17 protein-coding genes are annotated in these 17336 nt (G+C 60.0%); 8 read left to right on the plus strand and 9 right to left on the minus strand.

The window, feature by feature from the left end; translation table 11 throughout:
* The first annotated feature begins 141 nt into the window (after window positions 1–141).
* Entirely contained in the window at window positions 142–1551 is a 1410-nt protein-coding gene (locus ABID19_RS13310) for a sensor histidine kinase (RefSeq protein ID WP_354491079.1), read from the plus strand.
* Window positions 1551–2225 carry a response regulator transcription factor gene (locus ABID19_RS13315; protein WP_354491080.1) on the plus strand — a complete coding sequence of 225 codons (675 nt, stop codon included), beginning with the start codon at window positions 1551–1553 and terminating at the stop codon, window positions 2223–2225. Before ABID19_RS13310 ends, ABID19_RS13315 begins: the two co-directional genes overlap by 1 nt.
* A 30-nt stretch (window positions 2226–2255) precedes the next feature.
* Here the strand turns inward: ABID19_RS13315 and ABID19_RS13320 are convergent, their stop codons facing one another.
* Window positions 2256–2774 (minus strand): hypothetical protein, encoded by a 519-nt coding sequence (locus ABID19_RS13320; protein WP_354491082.1) that lies wholly within the window; start codon window positions 2772–2774, stop codon window positions 2256–2258.
* A gap of 782 nt (window positions 2775–3556) precedes the next feature.
* Window positions 3557–4345 (minus strand): DUF1236 domain-containing protein, encoded by a 789-nt coding sequence (locus tag ABID19_RS13325; RefSeq protein ID WP_354491084.1) that lies wholly within the window; start codon window positions 4343–4345, stop codon window positions 3557–3559.
* A 460-nt stretch (window positions 4346–4805) separates the two neighbouring features.
* Here ABID19_RS13325 and ABID19_RS13330 point away from each other — a divergent pair, with 460 nt between their 5' ends.
* Together ABID19_RS13330 and ABID19_RS13335 are read left to right on the plus strand one after the other, a co-directional pair.
* On the plus strand, window positions 4806–5108 hold the full coding sequence (locus ABID19_RS13330) for a DUF982 domain-containing protein (RefSeq protein WP_354491085.1): 303 nt from the start codon (window positions 4806–4808) through the stop codon (window positions 5106–5108).
* A 401-nt stretch (window positions 5109–5509) separates the two neighbouring features.
* Complete coding sequence (locus ABID19_RS13335) at window positions 5510–5965, plus strand: BA14K family protein (RefSeq protein ID WP_354491086.1); 456 nt, start codon at window positions 5510–5512, stop codon at window positions 5963–5965.
* A gap of 112 nt (window positions 5966–6077) precedes the next feature.
* Here the strand turns inward: ABID19_RS13335 and ABID19_RS13340 are convergent, their stop codons facing one another.
* From ABID19_RS13340 to ABID19_RS13370, 7 genes are all read right to left on the minus strand, one after another.
* The gene (locus ABID19_RS13340; RefSeq protein ID WP_354491088.1) at window positions 6078–6608 is read right to left on the minus strand and encodes a dihydrofolate reductase family protein; all 531 of its coding nucleotides are present in this window, start codon (window positions 6606–6608) and stop codon (window positions 6078–6080) included.
* A gap of 249 nt (window positions 6609–6857) precedes the next feature.
* Window positions 6858–7607: a ribonuclease activity regulator RraA gene (locus ABID19_RS13345; RefSeq protein WP_354491090.1), complete on the minus strand. Its 750-nt coding sequence runs from the start codon at window positions 7605–7607 to the stop codon at window positions 6858–6860.
* Window positions 7608–7630: 23 nt separating this feature from the next.
* Window positions 7631–8794 carry a mandelate racemase/muconate lactonizing enzyme family protein gene (locus ABID19_RS13350; protein ID WP_354491092.1) on the minus strand — a complete coding sequence of 388 codons (1164 nt, stop codon included), beginning with the start codon at window positions 8792–8794 and terminating at the stop codon, window positions 7631–7633.
* A gap of 33 nt (window positions 8795–8827) precedes the next feature.
* The gene (locus ABID19_RS13355) at window positions 8828–9925 is read right to left on the minus strand and encodes an ABC transporter ATP-binding protein (RefSeq protein ID WP_354491094.1); all 1098 of its coding nucleotides are present in this window, start codon (window positions 9923–9925) and stop codon (window positions 8828–8830) included.
* A 10-nt stretch (window positions 9926–9935) separates the two neighbouring features.
* The gene (locus ABID19_RS13360) at window positions 9936–10826 is read right to left on the minus strand and encodes a carbohydrate ABC transporter permease (RefSeq protein ID WP_354491096.1); all 891 of its coding nucleotides are present in this window, start codon (window positions 10824–10826) and stop codon (window positions 9936–9938) included.
* Window positions 10823–11782 carry a carbohydrate ABC transporter permease gene (locus ABID19_RS13365; RefSeq protein WP_354491098.1) on the minus strand — a complete coding sequence of 320 codons (960 nt, stop codon included), beginning with the start codon at window positions 11780–11782 and terminating at the stop codon, window positions 10823–10825. Before ABID19_RS13365 ends, ABID19_RS13360 begins: the two co-directional genes overlap by 4 nt.
* Window positions 11783–11859: 77 nt before the next feature.
* Window positions 11860–13338 (minus strand): ABC transporter substrate-binding protein, encoded by a 1479-nt coding sequence (locus ABID19_RS13370; RefSeq protein ID WP_354491100.1) that lies wholly within the window; start codon window positions 13336–13338, stop codon window positions 11860–11862.
* 212 nt (window positions 13339–13550) lie between these two features.
* Between ABID19_RS13370 and ABID19_RS13375 the strand changes: the two genes are divergently transcribed.
* The 4 genes from ABID19_RS13375 (at window position 13551) to ABID19_RS13390 (ending at window position 17331) form a co-directional block, all read left to right on the plus strand.
* The gene (locus ABID19_RS13375; RefSeq protein WP_352931706.1) at window positions 13551–14261 is read left to right on the plus strand and encodes a GntR family transcriptional regulator; all 711 of its coding nucleotides are present in this window, start codon (window positions 13551–13553) and stop codon (window positions 14259–14261) included.
* 54 nt (window positions 14262–14315) lie between these two features.
* Window positions 14316–15482: a mandelate racemase/muconate lactonizing enzyme family protein gene (locus tag ABID19_RS13380; protein ID WP_354491102.1), complete on the plus strand. Its 1167-nt coding sequence runs from the start codon at window positions 14316–14318 to the stop codon at window positions 15480–15482.
* A 65-nt stretch (window positions 15483–15547) separates the two neighbouring features.
* Window positions 15548–16903: a mandelate racemase/muconate lactonizing enzyme family protein gene (locus tag ABID19_RS13385; protein ID WP_354491104.1), complete on the plus strand. Its 1356-nt coding sequence runs from the start codon at window positions 15548–15550 to the stop codon at window positions 16901–16903.
* A 101-nt stretch (window positions 16904–17004) separates the two neighbouring features.
* A complete protein-coding gene (locus ABID19_RS13390; RefSeq protein ID WP_095486584.1) occupies window positions 17005–17331 on the plus strand; it encodes an NIPSNAP family protein in 327 nt (108 codons plus the stop codon).
* Window positions 17332–17336 lie beyond the last annotated feature (5 nt).

A 17336-nucleotide genomic window follows, 5' to 3' on the forward strand; every position in this document is an offset into this window, starting at 1 on the left:
GGAGCTTACGCAAAAAATCGTCGGGTGCGGTTTCCGTCCCGCCCGTAAAGCCCTAAGTTCCCTAGCAATTGATCGGTTGCAGATCAAAGATGGCGTCGCTTAGCGCTGGCGCGACGCGCCGCCGACCGGGCCGGTGGGGACATGGCGCCATACAGAGCGACAAGACTGATCGATCGATGGAATGCACTGTCGCTGGCCACCCAGTTTCTGCTCGCGGGCGGGCTATTCTCATTGTCGGCGATGATCGTGGTGGGAATTTCCGTGACAAGCCAGATAGAAGCCGCGGTCACCCGGAACTCGGCTTCCGCCACAGCCCTTTACGTCGACAGCGTCATCGCGCCGCTGCTCCCCGACATGCGCAGGAGCGAAGTGCTGGAGGAGAGCGTTGCCCATGCGCTGGATGAGACGCTGGGGCAGGGCGCGCTCGGCAAAAGGCTCCAATCCTTCAAGCTCTGGCGCCGCGACGGAACCATCCTCTATTCGACCAACAAAGATTTGGTAGGGAAGCGTTTTCCACCCAACGACAATCTCCGGGCCGCATTTGCAGGCGATATGGTCGCTGAATTCGACAGGCTCGATGACGCGGATAGCCAGGCTGAGCGGGACAGCGGCCTGCATCTTCTTGAAATCTACAATCCACTGCTTCAGCCGTGGTCGGGCGAAGTCGTGGCTGTTTTGGAATTCTACGAAGTCGCCAACGATTTTCAAAAGGACCTTCGGCAGGCGCTCGTCCGGACCTGGTTGGACGTCGCTGCCGTCACCGCGGTTTTTTTCCTCGGACTTTCGGCGATCGTTTTTCGCGGCAGCCGCACGATTCGTTCCCAGAGCCTGTCATTGAAGCAGCGCATTGCCGAACTTTCCGATCTGCTTGCTCAAAACCGAATGTTGAGATTGCGGGTGCAGCGTGCTTCGCAGCGCGCCACGGCGCTTAACGAACGTTACCTCAGGCGGATCGGCGCGGACCTGCATGACGGGCCGGCGCAACTGGTTGCCCTCGCTGCGTTAGGAATCGATAGCCCGATGCTTTCTGATCCTGCCACGCCGGCTGCGGCGCGTGCACGCGAATTGCAGGCCGTCAAAGCCAATTTGGACGGCGCGATGCGAGAAATCAGGAACGTCAGCAAGGGCCTTGTGCTGCCGCATGTCGAGAATGCCGAGCTGACCGAAATCCTAGAGCTTGCCGTGCGAGCGCACGAAGAGCGGACCGGCGTCAAAGTGATGCTGTCCATGACCGGGGGGCACACATCCTTGTCGCCAGCGGCCAAGATCTGCATCTTTCGCTTCATCCAGGAGGCGCTGAACAACGGCTTCCGCCACGCCGGAGGTGCCGGCCAATCGGTCGCGAAACATTTCGACGGGGAGCGCGTTTTTATCGAGGTTTCCGATACCGGCCCCGGTTTTGACCCGAAGATCGTCCACCCTGAAGGCCTGGGGCTCGTCGGGTTGCGTGAGCGGGTAGAAAGCCTCGGCGGCCAGTTTGCCGTAACATCTTCACAAAATGGCACGATGGTGAAAATGGTTCTCAACACAGTTGAAATGGGACAGGCGTGATGCCAGCAGCCATAAAACTCGCCGTCATCGACGACCACCCGCTGTTCAGGGAAGGCGTGGTGCGCACTCTCGAGCAGATCGGCGGCTTCGAGATCGTTGCGCAAGGCAGCAGCAGAGATGATGCCTTGCGGATATCGGAAAACCAGCAGCTCGATATTCTCCTGATGGACATCTCGGTGCCTGGAGGGGGTCTGAGCGCAATCGAGCCGGCTCTCCAGCGACACCCGGATCTGAAAATCGTGATGTTGACGGTTTCGGAGGAGAACCAGGACGTGGTGACCGCCTTGCAGAGCGGGGCACGAGGCTATGTCCTGAAAGGTGTCGGATCGAGAACCCTGGCCGCCATACTGCGCACGGTGGCGCTAGGTGAAAGATATGTTTGCCCGCAATTGTCGGCGCGCGTGCTGGTCGACCTGTCTACCCAATCAACTCCGACCGCCAAAGCTGACGTGCTGGCCGAACTCACCGGTCGCGAAAGAGAGATCCTGACGTTCGTTGCCGCAGGATTGAGCAACAAGCGGATTGGTCTTCAGCTGAACCTGCACGAGAAAACCATAAAGCATCACATGACGCGCATTCTCTCCAAGCTCAACGTGAGCAACCGGACCGAAGCCGCGATGACATTGCGCGACGCGACCGAGCGTCAGCATTCGCCTGTCCGCCATTCTGCATGAGGCAAGGCCTTGTGGCTTGTGGGCGCGTCGTCACTCGATCATGGCGAGCAGCCTTGCCCGATCGGAGTTTGTTGCCTGGCGCCGGATGATGGTGCGGCCCCTGGCATCCCGCATTTCATAATGGCCACCGTCGATGCGCTCGCTGAGCCCGTTGGAATGCACCACACCAACGCTCGGTCCGCGCACCTCGATCCGATCTCCAGTGGTCGCGTTGACATATAGTTTTGGCTTGCGGGGGTTTACCGCTGTGGCCGCGTTTTCAGGAGTGGTAGCCGCATTTTCGGGAGGATTGTCCTTTGGCGATTTTGATTTGCCCTTGCCGGCGTTACCACCGGAGTTGGATTTCCCGGAACTCCCAGCATTTCCGGAGTTACCGTCGTTTCCAGAATTCCCCGAGTTTCCAGAATTCCCGCCGTTTCCAGAGTTCCCTCCGTTTCCGGAATTCCCCGAGTTTCCAGAGTTACCAGAAGCCCCTTGCCCGCCATTCTTTGCCCACGCGGCCTGCGGCGTCAGCGACAGGCCGTCTTGTGCCACGCGGTAGGGGATCATGACGAGAATCAAGGTCGAGGCAGAGAGGCATATGGCGATGCGAAGCCGCGGTGGAGATTTGAGCCTCCGCAGCCATGTCGTGCCTGTGATCAATGAACTTGCCAATAGCACGCTAGAACATCCTCTAACCCTTACAGCCTCGACGGCGTCCTACCTGCTGTTTCGAATTCGCCCGAGCCAATCCCCCAAGCCAATCCTTTGTTTCCTTCCACCGATGTATCACGCTTCCGTCATCGTCAGGCGGTGTCAAGACCCACCAGTCTCACGGGGAGAAACTGGTGGGTCTCGCTAGCGCAGGAAGGGACTCATTACTGCGCAAGTGTGTTGCCTTCATCAAGCGGCCCCATCAGCCGATAACAAGTCCGATGGCTGCGACCCCGAACACCAAGCCAAATACCGGAACAAGCAGCCAACGTGCCTGGTGAATGCTGGGGTCCATTGCAGCCTCCTGTCACGGGTCGGCACCGCAACGGCGCCTGCGGGGAATCGGTTCCTGGAAACACCTCCACCTCAGGCTTTTGCGATAGCCGTTCCGGACCAAAGCACTGCCTGCGCCGGCCCATGGTCGGCCAGCAGGCAGACCGAAGTCCTATTCTCGGGCCTTTTTGGACATGAGAGGGCGGTCCTCAACACACCAGAAGCCCCGCCGCTCGAACAGCGGCGTACTGGCGACGTAAATGACCGTCGCCGTTCGCTGAATGGGACTGCTGTCCAACTTTGATCGGTCGATGAATGTTGAAGGGGTCCGCGCGGCGGCGGACCCCTCGCGCCGAACGAGCGCGTTAGGTCAGAATAAGGACGATCTTGAGCGTGTCCGGATCGACGATGACGATTCGGCCGTCAGCCAGCATGAAATACTCGTAGGATTCGTAAGCCGGGACGATCTCGACGATACGCGGTGGCAGACGGCGCAATCTGACCTTCTCCCGCGGGACTTCGATGCCCACGGAGATGTCAAAATCGACGTCGGAAACCTGCTCGACCTTCTCCTCCTTCAGGATCTGAGTGATTTCCGTTTTCTGTTCGACGGTCACATTCTCGATCGAGCCGGTCGAGGTTTCATCCTGCTGAGTGGACGTCTTGCCCTGGGTTTGCTGCTCGGTGGTAGTGCCGGCCTCGCCTTGGGTCTGCTGCTCGGTCCGGCTCTTCGCCTTGTCCTGGGCCTGCTGCTCGGTGGTAGTGCCAGCCTCGCCCTGGGTCTGCTGCTCGGTCTGGACCTTTGCCTTGTCCTGAGCCTGTTGCTCGGTGGTGCCGGCCTTGCCTTCGGCCTGATCCTCGGGCTTGACCTTCATCTCGTCTTGCGCCTGCTGGTCGGTGGTGGCGCCAGCCTCGCCCTGGGCTTGTTCATTGGTCCGCATCTTCGCCTTGCCTTGAGCCTGCTCCTCGGTGGCGGTACCGGTCTCGCCCTGGGTCTGTTTACCCATCGACGAACCACTAGGACAATCGGCTGAGCCGGGTGCGCAACTGGTGCCGGCGCCCGATTGGCTTTCGGCCGGCTGCTGTTCCTGAGCGAGTGCTGCTCCACAGCCAACGCCGATGGCCAGCATACTAGTGATCAGAACTTTTTTCACGAGACATCTCCTTCGAAAAGTCTGTCCCTTCAGGGGGAAAACCACCTCCAGGAAATTTAGTTCCAGGCGAATTGACCGGGCGGGGCAGGGTGCACGTTCCCTGGTCGAGGAGAATTTCATCGCGGCCAATCTCGAACCTGAGACGGCGATTTTTTCCCCTCAGGATGGAACACTGTCCTGCGACAAAAGTTTAACGCGAGCAGCATGGTATTGTCCCCTCATACAAATGCTGCGATCGGTGGCGCCGATCAGCCCGCGTCCTCTCCCGGAGGGCGCGGGCTTTCTGCTGTTGTCGGGCACGCCACGAATGGTGCCGACGGGTGGCCTGCGGGAATCCTGCTTCGTTCCCGAATTGACCGTCTTCCTTGACAGCAAAAAATGGTCTTCACATATTTCCCGCAGCCGTCGCTCACGGCTCTCATGGAAGCTCAAACACTCGTTCAGTTGAATGGAGGTTCTAATGAACGACAGGACTTTCGACCGGCCTGTTTTCGTCAAAAAAGGCGAGTTTATGGTGGAGGAAATCGGATGCTTGGCTGATGCTTTCGAGTTTCTGGAGGAATGGCCTAGGAATCGCAGAGGGCCTATCTTTGACACGGCGCTGCGAGCTTGCCAGCGCGCCTATGATGGCCAGGTTCCCATCTCAGTTGCACGCGAAGCTTTCGCCGGCTTCGCCAAATCGGCCAGGATCTTCGAGGACGTCTCTGCAGCTATGCCCTGGATGACGGCGCCGAAAGCCGGCCGCGGAGGGGTGACGACGTAACCTAGGTAGTACCCAGCGGAAGATGGCCGGCGCCGCAGGGGGCGGGGAAGTGGGTTGCCCAGGCTGGCGCCGGCCAAGCGGCATGGAACTAGCCACTAAAAAGGACTTCGCCGGATGAAGCGATCGCGGAAATTCGCCGCACCTGTCCGCAGCCGCTGCAGATCGACGCGTCCTGTTGGCGCGCTAGCCTCTCGTCTGGCGGCTGTAGTGCCGGACGAGAGGTTCGGGCGTTACGACGCTACAGTAAAGTGGATTAAATCGTAATTGACCATACTCGCTACTTTATCAAGACTAGGCCGTTTTCGTGGTTTTTGTCTTTGAAAAATTGGGCCGAAATAGTACGGTGATCTGCAACATTCGCTTTAGGGAACTGAGTCTCAACTTTCGTTCGCGGAGAAATCATGAACAAGATCATGTCGGGTTTGCTGGCGGCCGCGTTGTCGGTATCGTTCGCGGCCACCACAGCAGTGCCTGCGGACGCAGCTCAGGTATTCTTTCCGCAAGCCCCGTCCGTTTCGACTGATGTGCAGAAAGTTGACAATAATCGGTGGGTGAAGCGTCACAACCGCAAAAACCGCAGGTTTTCGCGCCACGATGGCTCGCACTGGAACGGCCATCGCGGCCACCGTAAATACCGTCGCGGCTATCGCCGTCATGGCGACTACTGGTTCCCGCTGGCTGCTTTCGCGACCGGCGCGGTGATCGGCGGTGCGATCGCCAACAACAACCAGAACCGTGTCAATCGAGGCGACGCCCATGTGGAGTGGTGCTACGACCGCTACCGGAGCTATCGCGCTTCAGACAATACATTCCAGCCCAACTACGGACCTCGTCAGCAGTGCAATTCGCCCTACTGATCCGGTGAGCTGAGATCTTGAAAAGCCCGTGCCGGCAACGGCGCGGGCTCTTCATGTTGATCGGCGGTGTTTTGGCACAAAGCCGTTCTCCCAGGTTGCCAATTTGCCCAGATCAAGCAGGGACGTAGGTCAACCTGATCACGTCCTCGCCAATCCGATCATTAGTCATGAGGCGGAGCGGCGGCCGGGGTCCGGCGAAATACGGCGTGCCGTGGCCAAGCACGACGGGGTGCAGGTAGATGCGATACTCATCGATCAGGCCGAGTTCCGTGAGGCTTCGCGCCAGGTCAGGGCCGGCAACTTCGATCTCGCCGGAGCGCTCGGCCTTCAGCTCGCGGATCGCGCCCTCAAGATCACCGTCAACAAGCGTAGCGTTGGGCCCGACGGATTTCAACGAGCGCGAGACGACCCATTTCGGCTGGCTCCGCCACGCCGCCGCGAACGCGTATCGATCTGCATCCCACTCAGGATGATCGTCGTCCCAATACCGCATGATCTCATACATTTGACGACCATACACGCTGCCTGCCTGGCCCTGAGCCTCCTTGATGAAGTGGCGGAAGAGCAGGGGGCTTGGCGCAAACTCCGTATGGTCGACGTAGCCGTCCAGGGACTGGTTCATTCCGAACACGAGCTTAGCCATACCGACTTCCCTTCCTTACGCGGCCTATCCGTGCAATCTGATTGCATTATACAATCGGTCGCAAACTAGATCGACTGATTTTACATCGCAATTGGTTTTTGCAGTGCGCATGAACGCCATCAGGCCGCGCCGAGTTCGTCATTAGGGATCGTGCCGCTTTGATGATCTCGCCACTTAGGTCTTCGCGCAGGACTCCGCTTTTTCGCGTAGATGCCTGAAGGTTGCTGCCCGCCGCAGGGTAATCCTGCCCTAATTCGGGTTCTCCGAGCGGTTTGTTTTGCGCCACTCCTCATACTCCCCGCGGGCATCGTCATGCAGCGGATAATAGCGCTGCAACGACCCGCCCCCCATGAGCTTCACTCGGGAGAACTCCTCCCAGTCGTGATGCTTCTGTGATTCTTCGATCACCTTTGCGGCCATTGCGACGGGGAGCACCACCACGCCATCGTCGTCGGCGACGATGATGTCGCCGGGGATCACCGTGACCCCGCCGCAGGCAATCGGAACGTTGACGGCATTGGGATAGATGCTGGTCTGCACATGATAATTTGGCGTCCAGCCGCGCAGCCATAGGGGCAGATCGAGCTTTTCAACATTCGGCCGGTCGCGCATGCACCCGTCGATGACGATACCCGCGCCGCCCCTGCCTTTGAAATACGTCGACATCATATCGCCGAAGACGCCCGAGCTCATGTCACCGCGCGCGTCGACCACGACCACATCGCCCTCCTGCGCGTGATAGAGCACGTGCCGGTGCAGTTGCGTCTCCGGATCGGCATATTCTCCCTCGCTGAAGAGGTCCGGCCGCTGCGGCAGGAACTGCAGCGTCAGCGCCGGCCCGACGATCGACTTCCCGTGGTTCTGCGCCACCGGTCCGACCATGTGCGGATTGCGAAAACCCATATGGCCAAGGGTGCCGGCAACCGTCGCGGCGCCGATCTCCCTTAGCGCGTCGATCAGGTTTTTTGGCGGCCGCGTGATGTCAGGAGCATGTGTCATCGTGGACTCCGGTTGAAAGAGAACTACCAGTTCGTAACGGAACCGTCGCGGCGCTTGAGGTGAGGCGCTTCCCAGAAACGAAAGCTCTGCGCCTGGATCGCTTTTTCGTCGACCTCGACGCCTAGCCCCGGCAGGTCACTGACCGGATAGTCGGCGCCATCGAGTTGTGGTTGCACCGGGAAGAAGTCGGAATTGTCGAAGCCCAGCTTTCTTTCAGGCGCTCTGGTCTCGAGCCACGCGAAGTTGGCGACCGCGGCGCCGAGATGCATGGTCGCGGCCGTGCACACCGGGCCAAGCGGATTGTGCGGCATCAGGTCGACGTAGTGTGCTTCGCTCCAGCCAGCGACTTTCATCGCCTCGGTGAGCCCGCCGACATTGCAAACATCGAGCCGGTTGAACTGGTGGATGCCGCGTTCGATGTAGGGCAGGAACTGCCACTTGCTGGCAAATTCCTCGCCGATGGCAAAGGGGATGTCGGTCATCGTGCGCAGGGATTCATAGGCCTCCGGTGTCTCGTCCCGTATTGGCTCCTCGAGGAAATCGAGCACGCCGCGACCGAGCTTGTTGCAGAAGCTCGCCGCCTCCGCCACCGAGAGCCGATGGTGATAGTCGATGCCGAGGACGACGTCATCGCCCAGCGCCTCGCGCGCCTTGTTCATCATACTCGCGGTAGCGCCGATCGACTCGCGCGGCTCGAAGATGTCCCTGCCGTTTTGCCCGATGGGGAAGAAGCGGATCGCCTGCCACCCCTGCGCGCGGAGTTCGCGGGCTCGTTCGATGGCAACATCGCCCTCGGCCTCGTCTCCGGTCGAGGCGAAGGTGGGGATGCGGTCGCGCTGCTTGCCGCCCAGCAACTCGTAGACAGGCACCCCCAATGCCTTGCCCTTGATGTCGTGAAGGGCGATGTCAATGGCGGAAATCGCCGCCTGCAGAACTCGCCCGCCCTCGAAATACTGGCTGCGATAAACCTCCTGCCAGATCCGGCCAATCTGCATCGGGTCGCGGCCGACGAGAAACTCGCGATAGTGCTCGATCGCGCCGGCCACGGCCTTCTCGCGACCGCTCAAGCCGCTCTCGCCCCAGCCGAAGATGCCCTGGTCGGTCTCGACCTTGACGAGCATCTGGTTGCGCGTTCCTACCCACACTGGATAGGGCTTGATCGCGGTGATCTTAAGCTTCTCAGTCATCCACGCCCACGTCCCACACGCATCCGCCCCGTCTCAGTTGGCCTTGAGGGCCATTTCGGTTTCGCCGTCGAACAGATGCATCCGCTCCTGATCGAACTCGAGCCAGATCTGTTCGTCAGGTGCGACTGCAATATTGGGGGACACGCTGATGTTGACGATGGCGCCCGAGAGGAACGCCTGCACGAAGGTGACGTCTCCGGTTGGTTCCACCGTAAAGGCCTTGGCCGGAATGGCGCCGGGAACCGCGCTGTTGTGCAGCTTGATCGTCGAGTGTCGCGCTCCGAGCACGACCTTCTTGGTCGTCGCCCTCTGGACCTTGCGCGCGTTGAGTTGCGACAGCTCGAGGCTCCAGCCTTCCGCGCTGGTCAACACGGTGTTGCCGTTTGCCGTCGATGCCTCCAGCGGAATAAGGCTCATCGCCGGGCTGCCTATGAAGCTCGCGACAAACATGTTCACGGGATGGGCGAAAACCTGTGCTGGCGAATCGTACTGCTGCAGGTAGCCGCCGTTCATCACCGCCATCCTGTCTGCCATGGTCACGGCCTCGAGCTGGTCGTGCGTTACATAGATGATCGTCGCCTTCAGGTCCTGATGGAACCGCTTTATTTCGGACCGCATCTGCACGCGCAGTTTGGCATCGAGGTTAGAGAGCGGTTCATCCATCAGGAACACGGCGGGGTCGCGGACGAGGGCGCGGCCCAGGGCCACACGCTGCTGCTGCCCGCCCGAAAGTTCGCGCGGCTTGCGCTCGAGCAAGTGCGTCATGTCGAGCACTCGCGCCGCTTCCTTGACCTTCTTGTCAATCTCGTCCCTGGGGAGTTTGCGCATCTGCAACGGGAACGCCAGGTTCTTGTAGACCGATTTCTGCGGGTAGAGCGCGTAGTTCTGGAACACCATTGCGATGTCGCGATCCTTGGGGTCGAGGTCGTTGACCACTCGTTCCCCGATGACGATGTCGCCCGATGTGATCGGGATCAGCCCCGCGACGAGATTAAGCGTGGTCGTCTTGCCGCAGCCTGAAGGGCCGACGAGCGCAACGAATTCGCCGTCATTGACCGTCAACGAAACGTCGTTGACGGCTTTGAAGCTGCCATAGGTCTTGACGAGATCTTTGAGGACCACGTGGGCCATCGGCAACTCCCTAATGCTTGACCGCGCCTTCTGTGAGGGCGCGTACGAAGTATCGTTGCAGGACGAGGAACAGCACCACGACGGGCACGCTCATCATAAAGCTGGCCGCCATCAGGCCCGGAAAGTCCGTCGTATTTTCCGAGAAGAAGCGCTGGATGCCGACCGGCAGTGTCAGCTGTTCATTCTTGGAGAGGAAGGTGTAGGCGTAGATGTACTCGTTCCACGCGCCGATAAAGGAATAGATCGCGGTGGCGATGATTCCCGGTGTCGAGAGCGGCATCACGATCAGCATGAAGGCCTGGAACCGCGTTGCGCCATCGATGCGCGCCGCCTGCTCGAGCTGCACCGGGATGTTGTCGTAAAAGCCCTTGAGCAGCCAGATCGCCAGCGGCAGGCCGAAGGTGAGATAGGTGAGGATCAGCGAGCCATGTGTGTTCACCAGCCCCAGCACGCGCATCAGGATGAAGAGCGGCACGAGAAAGATCACCGCCGGGAACATGTTGCGCAGCAGCACCGAGAAGAACAGGAAGTTTCGGCCGGGGAAACTGAAGCGCGAAAACGCGTAGGCCGCAGGGACAGCCACGATCACCGAAAGGATTGTCGTGACGGTCGAGACGAAAAGGCTGTTCCAGAAGAAGCGGAGGAAGTCCTGACCGACGCTGTTCTGCGGATCGAGCAGCTTCTGATAGCTGGCGAGGGTAGGCTGGTCCGGCCACCATTGCGGTGGGAATTGCATCGCCGCGAACCCGGACTTGATCGAAGTGATCAGCATCCAGATCATCGGCAACGCGGTGTAAAGCAGCATGAAAACGAGGAAGATGCGCCCGGCCCACCGCCATCCGTCGACGCGCATGCGGCGCCGGGTCTGGCCTCGAGGGGCTGTCTCGGCAATCGTGCTCATGCGCTCCCTTCTTTCCGCTCGTTGCCGCTAAGCGCACGGACGTAGAAGTAGCCCAGCGTCATCAGGATGAGGAACAGGAGCACCGAATAGGCCGATGCCACGCCCCAGAGCTGTCGGCCGAAGGCGAGCTCATAAATGTGGGTGATCCAGATATGCGATGCGTTCGACGGCCCGCCGCCGGTCATGATCCAGGGGATGATGAAGGAATTGAAGTTGGCCACCGCGAGCAGCAGGATCGTCACTGTCGAGACGTTGCGCAAATGCGGGAAGGTGACGTGCCAGAAGCGCTGCCATGCACTGGCTCCGTCGACTTTTGCGGCGCTCAGCAACTGTTCGGGGACTGTCTGCAGGCCGGCCATCATCATGATCATGGCAAAGGGAAACTCGCGCCAGATATTGACGACGATCAGGGATGGCAGCACCGTGCTGACGCTGTCGATGAAATTCGGCGGCCGGTCGGCCAATCCGAGGCCGACCAGCACTGCGCCGATGATCCCGAAGTCCGAATGGTAAATCCACCTCCAGATATAGGAGGCGGCGACCGCACTGATGACCCAGGGAATGATCAGGATGGCGCGCAGGACACCACGGCCGATGAAATCGCGGTGAAGCGCCAGCGCGGCGGCAAACCCCAGGACAAAGGAGATGAGGGTGGATCCCAGCGTCCAGATCAGAGTGTTCCAGGTGACTTTCCAGAACACGCGACTGGCGAGGATGGTCGTATAGTTGTCGAAGCCGATGAAGGTCTTGTCGCGGAGCTGCAGGCCAGGCGGCGTCTTAAAGAACGACAGCTCGATCGTGTAGTAGATCGGATAGGCGATGACGATGAGCATCACGGCGATCGCAGGGAGCACGTATGCGTAGTCGGCGCGATGCTCCCACATCTTCCGCAACAGGCCAGATTTACCGGGTTGCAATATTCGGCGAGCCTCGGCCTTGCCGGTCACGATCGTCACTGTGGCGTGCCCTCGTTCTTCGGAACGAGCCGGCTGCACTATCGGCGCAGCCGGCCAGATCGCAGGTCAGGCTTGGACTAGAGTCCGCCCATCAGGTCTTTTACCTTCTCGGCTGCGTCGTCCGCTGCCTCGTCGACGGTCATCGCTCCGGTAAGGGCATTCTGCAGCATGTCCGGGATGATGATGTTCATGATCTCGGGGGATTGCGGCAGCGCTGGGAACGGGATGCCGTATGGCAGCATCGAGGTCGTCACATCGAGAAACTCGATGTTGTCGAGGCGTTCCTTCATCCATTTGGTCTTGAAGCCGTTAAGGTTGCCCGGGTTAGAGCCGGCGTAGGCCATTTTCAGCGACCATTCAGGGCTCGTCCACATGCAGATGATAGCCTTTGCAGCCGGCTCGTCTACCTTGCCGCCCTCGACATATTCGGGCTTCAGGATGTGAATGTTCGAGCCGCCGAACACGACGGCGCGCTTGCCGTCGGGGCCAGTCGGAATCAGACCGTAGCGCATGTTGTCGATGACGGTCTGCGCCTTGTCCTTGTCGGCGCCCGTCGCCTTCTTCTGCAGGTCGAGCATCACGTCGTAGTCGGACGGGTGCGAGATCATCATGCCCAGCTGGCCGGCGACGAACAGGGGCTGGTTATCGGCCTGCTGGTTGGTGAGTGCCGAAACCGGAACCGACTTGTCGCGAACATACATGTCGTACGAGGCTTGCAGCGCCGCCTTGCTCTGCGGGCTGTTGAGCTGAACCTCCTCATAGGTCGGGTTCGCGGTGGCTTCGTCGAAGACGCCGCCGCCATAAGCCCATAGCTGTGGCATGAAACGGTACGGCGTATTGCCGGCATTCTTGCGAGCCACGAGGCCGTAGCCGGCAATGCCGAGCTTGTCATGGATCTGCTTGGAATATTTGACGACGTCGTCCCAAGTTGCCGGCGGCTTGTCCGGATCGAGGCCCGCCCGCTTGAAGATGTCGGCGTTCCAGATGAACGCCATCGTCTCGTTGTTGGTCGGAATGCCGTAGGTTACGTCCTCCCAGGTTACGGCCTTCATGGCGCCGGGCCAGAAATCATCGGTCGAATAGCCGACATCCTCGGGTTTGAGCGGTTCCAGATAGCCCTTTGACGCGAACTCGGTACCACCCAGGATTTGCAGGCGGACCGCCATCGGCGCGGCATTGCCCAGGAGCGCCGTGCGGAACTTGTCGAGAAGGTCGTTATAGGTGAGGGCTTGTTCCTCAAGCTGGATGTTCGGATAGGTTTTGCGGAAGGTCTCGAAGAATTCCTTGTAGTACTGGCGCAGGAGGTCGGGGTCGCCCTCGAACACGCCCTGATACCAGAACGTCAGTCGTCCCTTGTAGTCGAGCGGGGTGACCTTGGCGCAATCGGCTGCCGTGTCAAAATCCTGTGTGCCGGCAATGGAGCGCACATATTCCGGCGACCACTTGCTCAGGTCGACCGGCGGCGCACCGAGTGCGGATGTGGACATCAGCGATGCCATCAAAGCAGTGGCGACAGTGCCGCGCAGGACCGCACTGCCGAGCGTAATCCTCGTCATAGGTATCCTCCCTGGTTCTCCATGCCGCCCTGCGTTGAGGCAAAGCGGCCTAGCTCATTCGACCGCGGGACACCTCCCTGTTCTATGTATCCCTTCGATCACCTTGTACGTTTTCAGATCGTGGATTGCCTGTCAACGCATAGGATCGTACATTGTTTGCGGAAACCGTGTGTGATATCGGGCAGAGTATGTACTGAATAGGGGAGCCGGCATTGGCCGAAACAAGTGATTTTAAAGCCAAGCCACCGGCGGAGATTGACCCCATAGGGGCCTCCAGCGAGGGCGCCTCAGTTTACGAACTGATTAGGGAAGACATCATCGAAGGACGGCTCGCCGCCAACGAACGGCTTGTGGTCACCGATCTCGCCCGGCGTCACGGCACCTCGACCAACCCCGTGCGCGAGGCCCTGCAGCTCTTGCGCGGGGAGGGATTTGTCATATTTCTCCCCAACCGCGGTGCGCGCGTCCGACCGATAGATCAGGATTTTGTGCGGGATATCTATGAGATTGGTGTTCTGATCGAGCCGGCCCTGACGCGATGGTTTGTGAATATGGCGACCGGCGAGGACATCGCCGAGCTCGAACGTCTCCAAGGCCTGATCGAAGAGAACAACTTCGCCGACACGTTCAGACACAGCGAGCTGGATACGGCTTTCCACACCGTGATGTATCAGCGGCACTATAACCGCCATGCCGCCGAACTTTGGTGGAAGCATCGCGAAGTGCTGCGAGCCGTGAGCCGGCGTTTCAACTTCACGCTTGCCCGGCGGGCCGCGATCATTCGCGAGCACCGCGAACTCATCGCGCTCGTAAAGGCGGGAGAGGCCGACAAGGCGGCCGAACTCGTTTCTCGCCATGTCGAGGGTTCGGGCCGGCATATTCTCGAACAGATGCGTGCGCGCAACGCCGCTCGGGCCGGGTAGAATGTCCAGTCCAGAACATCGTTAGCCCGACCGTTTCAGAAAAAGGTAGCTGAGATGAAAATCACGAGCATTCGGCCGTGGCTGATCAAGTCCGATGCTTCCTATTGGGGAGAGTTCCTGTTCGTCGAGGTGACGACCGACGAAGGGGTGAGCGGCTGGGGAGAGATCACCACCACCACAAGGCTCGCCAACCGCGCCCTGTGCACGATCCTGCGCCAGATCGGTGTCGCCGTGACAGGCGAGAATCCGGCTCATATCGAACATCTCTGGCACAAGATTTTCCGCAGCTTCACCTACATGGGCAGCCGCGGCGCCGCCGTCGAATGCGTGAGCGCCATCGATATAGCCCTCTGGGATATCAGGGGCAAAGTCTTGGGTAAGCCGATCTACGAGCTGCTGGGCGGACCGGTACGCGATGAAATCGCGCTCTATACCCATCCTAACCAGGCCAAATTCACTAGCAAGGAGGCTGTGGTCCGCGAAATTTTGGACATCGTCGAGTCCGGACACACTGCGCTCAAATTCGATCCTTTCCCTCACCAGGGCCGCACCGCCGATGGGCTGTCCCGCGAACAGCGGGACGGTTACCTCGATGGCAGCATGACCCGCAAGGACGAGCGCGAAGCGGCCGAACTCACGGCGCTGATCCGCGAAACGGCGGGGCCTGACATCGACATTCTCATCGATGCGCATGGCCGCTTCGATGTTCCCACCGCCATTCGCCTCTGTCGGAGCCTAGAGGAAGCCGGCCAGATCGACTGGTTTGAGGAGCCCTGTCCGCCCGAGAGCCTTAACGCACTCAAGCAGGTGCGTGAGAAGGTCAGTGCCGCTATCTCGTGGGGCGAGCGCGGCCACACGAAATGGGATTTCGTGCCGGTACTCGAGAACAAGCTCGCTGACTACATCATGCCTGACGTGACCTGGACCGGCGGCATTACCGAACTCAAGAAGATTTCGGCCCTATGCGAAGCCTACTACATTCCGGTCTCACCGCATGACGCCGCGGGGCCGATCAACGTAGTTGCGGGAGCGCAGGTGATGATGACCGTTCCCAACTTCTACAAGCTCGAAACGTCGGAGTGGAACTTGGGCAAATACGATCACCTTATCGACAGATCTCTCGACGTTTCGAATGGCACCCTGAAGCTGACGTCGAGGCCCGGTCTCGGCATTGAGATGGACCGCGACTACCTTCAGGCCCACGAGATTGAGCTGGGCTAGCAACGCACTATGCCGGCCCAGCGTGCGGGGCGGCAAGCCCCGCCGACCTAGAACGAGGATGAGTCATGCCAAAGACGGGTAGTGCCGACGAGGCACTCAATCGGGTGAACACCAACTCCAAGCCGTCCGACCTTCGCATCACCGACATGCGGGTAGCCGAAATCGTCGGCGCGCCGTTCACCTCGGCGCTCATCAAGATCTACACCAACCAGGGCATTGTCGGCCTGGGCGAAGTGCGTGACGGCGCTAGCGCGACCTATGCGCTGATGCTGAAGAGCCGGTTGCTGGGCGAGAATCCCTGTGACATTGACCGACTGTTCCGCCGCATCAAGCAATTTGGTGGCCATGGCCGGCAGGGCGGCGGCGTCTCGGCGGTCGAAATCGCGCTGTGGGATCTCGCCGGCAAGGCCTATGGCGTGCCGATCTACCAGATGCTTGGCGGCCGGTTTCGGGAAAGGGTGCGCGTCTATTGCGATACCGACGCCGAAAAACCGAGCGGTACCGAAACCGGAAAGCGCCTAAAGCAGCGCATGAACCTCGGGTTTACCTTCCTCAAAATGGACCTGGGCTTGATGCAGATCTCCCATGTCCCTGGCGCCGTCGTTGCGCCCGCCGGCGCGCTCGAAGGCTTTTACGCCAATCCACGCGGCCGTGGCGGCACGCTGGAGGAGCGTAAGGCTCGTAATCTCGCCTACGATGCGCAGAACGTGCAGCACCCGTTCACGGGCCTGCATTTCACCGAAAAGGGTATCGACCTGCTTGAGCAGTATATCCACGAGGTTCGCGAGGTGATCGGATACGAGATCCCGCTCGCCATCGATCATGTCGGCCACATCTCGCTGCAAGACGGCATCCGTCTCTCCCGGCGGATCGAGAAGTATGCACCGGCCTGGCTCGAGGACGTGATCCCCTGGCAGTACACCGAGCAGTATCGGCAGTTGCAGCAGGCTACGTCCGTGCCGATCTGCACCGGTGAGGACATCTACCTCAAGGAAGGCTTCGAGCCGCTGCTCAACTCAGGCATCTCGGTCATCCATCCGGACCTGCTGACCACCGGCGGCATTCTCGAGACCAAGAAGATCGGCGACGCGGCACAGGACCATGGCGTCGCCATGGCGATCCATATGGCGGAAAGTCCAATCGCGGCAATGGCTGCGGCACATGTCGCGACCGCGACCGAAAACTTCATGGCGCTCGAATATCACTCCGCCGATGTCGACTGGTGGGACGATATCGTCACCGGCGTTCCCAAGCCGCTCGTCAAGGACGGCTTTATCACTGTTCCGGACAAGCCGGGCCTGGGGATTGACGACGTAGTCGACGAGGTAATCTCGCTGCACCTGCAACCGGGTGTCACGGGGATATGGCAATCCACCGAGCATTGGGACAATGAATATAGCTGGGACCGGACCTGGAGTTAGCCCAGAGCCTTCCCTCATTCCCCCAGGCTCACAGGGCCAACGACCGACCATTCGTGTCGACCTCTCCCAAGGGAGAGGCGAAGAAAGAAACGGACGAAACCATGATATACGAACTGCGTATCTATGACTGCCTGCCGGGCAGGCTGCCGGCTTTGCTCAAGCGCTTTTCCGACCAAACGCTGGCCATCTGGGAGAGGCATGGCATCCGCCAAGCCGGGTTTTTCACCACGGCGATCGGCGAAAACAGCAATCGCCTCACCTATTTCCTCGCCTGGGAATCGCTGGCCGAGCGTGAGGCGAAATGGGCGGCTTTCGTCACCGATCCGGCATGGCACAGAGCCCGGGACGAGTCTGAGCGCGACGGGCAGATCATTGCCAATATCAGCAGCCAGCTGCTCACGCCGACAGCTTTCTCGTCTGTGAAATAGGACTG

The organism is Mesorhizobium robiniae, assembly GCF_040545535.1.
GTDB classification, from domain to species: Bacteria; Pseudomonadota; Alphaproteobacteria; order Rhizobiales; family Rhizobiaceae; genus Mesorhizobium; species Mesorhizobium robiniae.